The organism is Komagataeibacter sp. NFXK3, assembly GCF_054182245.1.
In genome coordinates, this window is record NZ_JAPIVJ010000002.1 from 431011 (window position 1) to 437050 (window position 6040).

Genomic DNA, 6040 nt, shown 5'->3' on the forward strand with positions numbered 1-6040 from the left:
TGCTGGCGGCGCAGGGGGCTCAGGCGAAGGCTTCATCCCATGTGCCCTGCGTAGCACCGCGGCTGTATTCGGTGGCACGGTTTTCAAAGAAGTTGGTGTGCTCCACCGCGTTCATCATCTCGTCAATCCACGGCAGCGGATTGCTCGGCACGTCATAGATCGGGGCCAGTTCAAGCCCGATCAGGCGGCGGTTGGCGATGAAGCGGATATACTGCTTGACCTCATCGGCACTCAGCCCCTGCACCGGCCCCATGCGGAAGGCGAGGTCGATGAAGCGGTCCTCGTTGGTCACGATCTCGCGGCAGGCGGTGTGGATGGCGGCAGCCACGGCGGGCTTGTCGATCTGGTGGCCGAATTCCTGCATGTAGGTCTTGAACAGGCGCGTGATGGATTCAACGTGCAGGCTCTCGTCGCGCACCGACCATGTCACGACCTGGCCCATGCCCTTCATCAGGTTATGGCGCGGGAAGTTGAGCAGCATGGCGAACGAGGCGAAAAGCTGAAGCCCCTCGGTAAAGCCCGCGAACACGGCCATGGACAGCGCCGTGTTGTAGTGGTCGTCCATATTGAAGCGCTTGAGGAACTCGTGCTTGGCGGCCATTTCCTCATATTCGAGGAAGGCGGCATATTCCGTCTCCGGCATGCCGATGGTGTCGAGTAGGTGGCTGTAGGCCGCCTGATGGATGCTTTCCATGTTCGTAAATGCCGAGAGCATCATGCGCACTTCGGTCGGCTTGAAGCGCGGCATGTACAGGTCGATATAGGCGTTCTCGACCTCGGTATCCTGCTGGGTGAACAGCCGGAAAATCTGGGTGACCAGATAGCGCTCGGTTTCGGACAGGTTGTTGTTCCAGTCCTTCACGTCATCGCCGAGGGGAATTTCCTCAGGCAGCCAGTGCAACTGCTGCTGGGTCTGCCATGCCTCATACGCCCAGGGGTAGCGGAAGGGCTTGTAGACCGGGCTGGGCGAGAGAAGATTCGGTGTGTCTTTGCTCATGAGTCGTCCCTTTGCCACAACATGAATTTTGATGGGTCTACGGTTTAGAGGGCGGTTGCCTTTCATGCCAACAGCCATCTGTCCGTTTGAAAAAGTTTTTGGTGAAGCTTTTTTCAAAAAGCTTCAAAGAACGCCACTTTTTTAAGAAAAGGCGACACTTAAAAATTTTTTATCAGGATCTGCTGTCCGTGCGCCCCGAGGGGCCGGCGCCGGGGTGCGGTCCCTGTATGCCCCCATCATTATGGTGGCTCGGCTCGGGGCCATAACAGCCGGCAAGCAGCAGGGTCAGGAGCAGAATGGCGAGGGGGCAGGGGATCAGGCGCATCGTGACCTCCGGTGAATACCGCCTCAACGCGGCGGGGCAGCAGGAGTTTGGGCCACCATCATGCCCCGTGGCGCGGCGGGGGCATGCAATCCATTTTGTTTCCGCATGCCAGTGCGATAGACCGGCACGGACACAGGGCACGATGGGCAGGGTGAATGCATCAGGTTGAGCAATGGATGCGCAGGATCGCAACCGGGCTGGTCATCCCCATGCCGCTGCTGCTGCTTTATGCCCTGGCACCTGCTGAAATTGTCATGACCGCCGTGGCAGTCCTGTTCGTGGCCCACTGCCTGCTGCGGCGGGAATGGACCTGGCTGCGGCAGGGCTGGGTGGTGGCGGCGGCACTGCTCTGGGCGCAGATCGTGCTCGCCTCCCTTCTGGCCGGGCATGGTGTTATGCAGGCCGTGGCGTTCATGCGGTATTTTGTCTTTGTCGCCGCCCTTCAGCACTGGGTTCTGCCCGATCCGCGCACGCGCCGGGTGCTGGCCCGGGCTTATGGGGCCGTGGCGATATGGCTGGTGGCGGGGTGCTGGCAGCAATATCTGTGCGGGCGCAATTTTATGGGGTACGGACGGTGGGCGGATGGCGCGCTGCTCGGCCCGTTATGGGCGCCGCGCGCGGGGCACGCGCTGGTCATGACGGCGTTGCCGGGCCTGTTCCCGCTGGCCATTGACCTTGCGCGGCGCGATGGGGCGCGGGGGCGGCTTATGGCCGGAGCGCTGCTGCTGGGGCTGATGGTGACCATGGTGCTGATTGCCCAGCGCATGCCGCTTTTGCACCTGCTGCTGGCCATGGGGCTGTGCGGCCTGCTGGTGCCCCGCCTGCAGGCCGTGGTGGGTGCGGCGGTGGCGCTGGGGGCGGGGGCCGTGGCCCTGTCGCCGCTGCTGGCGCCCCAGGCCTACCACAAGCTGGTGCTCAACTTTGTCGCGCACATGCAGGGCTTTGCCGATAGCCCGTATGGCATGCTGTTCATCCGCGCGGGCGTGATGATCGCGCGGCATCCATGGTTCGGGCTGGGGTTTGACGGGTTCCGCCATGCCTGCCCCGATCCGGCGTATTTTCATGGCCTGCCCGGGCTTGGCGTGCGCGAAGGCGTGCATGGCGCGGCGGTGGGGTGCAACCTGCATCCGCATAATTTCTACCTGCTCATGGGCACCATGGGCGGCGTGCCGGCCATGGTGCTGTTTGCAGCCTTCGCCGCCTGCGTGCTGGCGCGGGCGTGGCGGGGGCTTGGGGCTGCAACAGCCACGCGCGATCCGCAACGGCTGATGCTGGCGGTGGCGTGCGTGGTGGTGCTGTGGCCGTTGCAGTCGACGAGTTCGTTGCTGACCCAGCCCACGGCGGGGTGGCTGTTCATGGCCATAGGCTGGGCGCTGGCCCGTGTTCCGCCTGCCTCTCATTTGCAACCCTTGCGCGGCAGGGACTAGCCCCGGCGGCCTCGGCGCACTAGAGTGCCCCGCGCGGTCGGCCCGTATGCCCTTTCCGGCCCGCGACCGTTCTTGAACCAAGGGAGCCTGCGCCATCGTTTCCCCCTGTTGTTCTGTAGGAACGTGTCCGGCTTTGCGCCGGGCGCGGGTATCTGTGCGTGTGGTGACCCATGGCGAGTGAATCGGGCGATGCGCTCAAGCGTATTTTTGGCAATACGGGCTTCCTGATTGCAGGGCGCGCGACCAATGCCATATGCAGCTTCCTCTACATCGCCTGGGCGGTACGGGCGCTGGGGCTGTCGCGCTTTGGCGTGCTCATGCTCGTCACGACCTTCGGCACCGCGATTTCGACCGCAACCCACCTGCAGTCATGGCAGCCGCTGCTGCATTATGGCACCGATCCCTTCACCAATGGCAGGCGCGCGCAGTTCTCGCGCGTGCTGGCGTTCTGTGTGCGGGCCGATTACCTCAGTGGCGGGGTTGGCTGGCTGGTGGGCACGCTGGGGGTGGCGCTGTTCGGCACCGCCATGGGCTGGCCCGCGGCCGACCAGGGGGAGGCGATGGTGTATATGACCACCATCGCGTTCATGAATTTTTCATGGTCGGCAGGGGTGTTCCGGCTGTGCAATACCTTCTGGCTGAACATGCTGGTTGACCTGTCGGGCACGCTGGTGCGCACCGTGGGGTCGGGTCTGGGCTTCATGTACCATATGGGGCTGGATTATTACCTGCTGGTGTGGAGCATGACGCAACTGGCCATGTTCACCACCAGCACCGTGCTGGGCCTTTTGCAGCTGCGGCTGGCGGGGGGCATCCGCTTCAACCCGTTTGCCCGCCTGGCGGAGGGCGATGCGCCGGGCATCTGGCGCTTCACCCTTTCCACCAGTGGCAACCATGTGCTGAGTTCGGTTTTCAACCAGTTCGGCACGCTGCTCGTAGGCGGCCTGCTTGGGCCGGCCGATGCCGCCGTCTATCGCGTCTCGCGCCAGATTGGCGAAGGGATCGCCAAGCCGGCCCAACTTATGGTGCCCGCCCTTTACCCCGAATTCATCCGCCTGCGTGACAAACAGGACTGGTACGGCATCAAGCGCGTGACCGTGCAGCTTTTCCTGACGATTGGCGGTTTTTCCATCGCTCTCATGGGGGTGGCGATGCTGATGGGCAACATCCTGCTGACATGGATGCTGCATGTACACTGGCATGGCGGCCGCCACCTGATCATGCTCATGCTGGGCAGCGCCGTGCTCGGCCTGGGCATCGTGCCGCTCGAGCCGCTGCTGACCGTGATCGGGCAGGTCTCGCGCGTGCTCCGTGCCCGCATCATCGTCACCGTGACCTACCTGCCACTGGTGTATGGCATGACCCGGCTGTGGCGGCTTGAGGGGGCGGCGGCGGCAGGCGTCGTGGCGGGGCTGATCATGTTTGGCATCTGCCTCCGCCCGGTGCTGGCCTGGTTTGGCCAGATGGCCCCGGGGCGTGCGCCTGCCCGGCCCGCCACGGCGGAAACGCCGGGCGGGAAAGGCGGGACGGGGGCGTGATGACCCGTCCCAATCCTGTCAGAAGCTTGCCGTCAGGCTCACATTGAACGACCGGCCCATGCCGGGCAGGGCACGCAGGCTGCCGGTGGCGGCGTAATCGGCCAGCGACCAGCCGCCCAGCGGCAGTTCGTATTTCTGGTTCAAGACGTTGTCGATGCTGGCATCGAGCGTCATGTAGCGCCAGTGATACTGCCCGCCCAGCCCCAGCAGGGCATAGCCGGGGGTGCGGGGTTCGTTGCGCACCCAGTCCACCGTGTCCTTGGCCTTGACGAAGGTCATCTCGACCCGGCCGCTCCAGTTCTTCCACCGTTCGTTCAGCGTGACGCTGCCATTGGTGGGCATCTGGTGGTACAGCCCCGCGCCATTGGTCAGGTCCTGCCCGCGCACCCAGTTGAGGTTGGCCACGATCTCGCCCCGGCCAAAGCGGGCATTCTGCCACAGCCGGTAATTGCCCGAGCCGTTGATGCCATAGCTCTGGGCATTATGGTTGGCAAAGCCCAGCGTGTAGAACTGCCCCGCGCTGGCAAGCCGGTAGGCGTTTATGTAGTCGTGGGTGTAGGTGTAGTAGGGCTGGACTTTCAGGTCCCACCGGTCGCCATCGGGGTCGTGCCAGTCGGCGGTGATGGAGGCGGTATTGGCCACCTCGGGCTTGAGGTCGGGGTTGCCCACGTAGCCGTTGCCATCGCCAAACCAGTTGATCATGCTCGTGACCATGGCCGAGCGCCCCCAGGCATAGCGCTCATACAGGTTGGGCGAGCGGGTCTTGCGGGCATAGCCGCCCTCGATGGTCAGGTCGCGGCGTGGTTTCCAGCGCACAAGGGCCGTGACATCGAAGTTCACGTCCGTCCGGCCCCGGTCGGTGGTGTTGAACGCATTGGCCGCGTTGATGTTGGCCATGTTCATCATGCTCATGGTCGATGAATAGCCTGATACCGGGCCGGTATTCATCATGACCAGATCATTGCGAAAGCCCAGCAGCGTGGTCACGCGCGGGGTCCAGGCGGCCTCCCACTCCACAAAATGGCCCAGCCGGTCGCGGTGGCCGTTATTGATGCTGTGATAGGTGTCCGGCCCCATCATCATGCTGCCCGCAACCGGCGGCCACCAGTCATTGAGCCCGGAATGGTCGAACGAACTGCCCAGCCGCAGGGTCTGGCCTTCCGCTAGGGGGATGGTGGCCTTGATGCTGTAGCCTGCCATGCGGGCGTTGGTGTTCATGGGCATGTGGGTGGTCTTGGCGCGGTCGGGCAGGAAGTCCATGGCGTGGTCCTCGCGCTGCCAGTAGCCACGCGCCTCGAGCTCGCCCCAGTTGAACGTGCCGAGATACTTGCCGTTGACGAAGGTGGAGCGGTTGTTCGTCATGTCCATGTACTGGTTGGCGAAGCCCTCATGCGGGGTGTCCTGCTGGCCGAAGGTCAGGGCAAGCAGATGGTTGCCCTTGTGCACGCCAAAGGTCACGGCATGGTTGTAGGTCAGGTAGCTGGTCGAGCGCACAAGCCCCGCATCCCCGCCGCCCTCATAGTCGCCCGCCTGCGCGTAGGAGGCGTTATAGCGCAGGCTGAACGTGTCATTCGCCACCGTCAGGCTGCCCGAGGCGCCATAGCCGCCGCCATTGCTGCGATAGGTTGTTAAGCGGCATGGAAAAGTGACCCCTTCGGAAGGGGGACAGGCAGCCAAAAACGACCCCTTTCTGAGAAACGGGTTCACGATGGCCTTCATGCTGAATGGAGGCCCGGTTTGGGATGCTTGTTGT

At 63.7% G+C, this 6040-nt stretch carries 5 protein-coding genes; 2 read left to right on the plus strand and 3 right to left on the minus strand.

Features of this window, described 5'->3' with window-relative positions:
* Positions 1-19: 19 nt before the first annotated feature.
* Positions 20-997 (minus strand): ribonucleotide-diphosphate reductase subunit beta, encoded by a 978-nt coding sequence (locus tag OQZ28_RS04205; RefSeq protein WP_130730496.1) that lies wholly within the window; start codon positions 995-997, stop codon positions 20-22.
* A 172-nt stretch (positions 998-1169) separates the two neighbouring features.
* Positions 1170-1322 (minus strand): hypothetical protein, encoded by a 153-nt coding sequence (locus OQZ28_RS04210; protein ID WP_458135225.1) that lies wholly within the window; start codon positions 1320-1322, stop codon positions 1170-1172.
* Positions 1323-1498: 176 nt separating this feature from the next.
* On the opposite strand from OQZ28_RS04210, the gene OQZ28_RS04215 reads away from it, so the two are divergent.
* Both OQZ28_RS04215 and OQZ28_RS04220 read left to right on the plus strand, forming a co-directional pair.
* A complete protein-coding gene (locus OQZ28_RS04215; protein ID WP_458135226.1) occupies positions 1499-2749 on the plus strand; it encodes an O-antigen ligase family protein in 1251 nt (416 codons plus the stop codon).
* 170 nt (positions 2750-2919) lie between these two features.
* Positions 2920-4287: a lipopolysaccharide biosynthesis protein gene (locus OQZ28_RS04220; protein WP_458135227.1), complete on the plus strand. Its 1368-nt coding sequence runs from the start codon at positions 2920-2922 to the stop codon at positions 4285-4287.
* Between the two features lie 18 nt (positions 4288-4305).
* Here the strand turns inward: OQZ28_RS04220 and OQZ28_RS04225 are convergent.
* On the minus strand, positions 4306-6040 hold a 1735-nt coding region (locus tag OQZ28_RS04225; RefSeq protein WP_458135228.1), incomplete at its 5' end, for a TonB-dependent receptor.

Excerpts from the sequence above, each read along its gene's own strand:
- OQZ28_RS04205 (WP_130730496.1), bottom strand. The coding sequence starts at position 997 with ATGAGCAAAGACACACCGAATCTTCTCTCGCCCAGCCCGGTCTACAAG.
- OQZ28_RS04210 (WP_458135225.1), bottom strand. The coding sequence starts at position 1,322 with ATGCGCCTGATCCCCTGCCCCCTCGCCATTCTGCTCCTGACCCTGCTG.
- OQZ28_RS04215 (WP_458135226.1), top strand. The coding sequence starts at position 1,499 with ATGCGCAGGATCGCAACCGGGCTGGTCATCCCCATGCCGCTGCTGCTG.
- OQZ28_RS04220 (WP_458135227.1), top strand. The coding sequence starts at position 2,920 with ATGGCGAGTGAATCGGGCGATGCGCTCAAGCGTATTTTTGGCAATACG.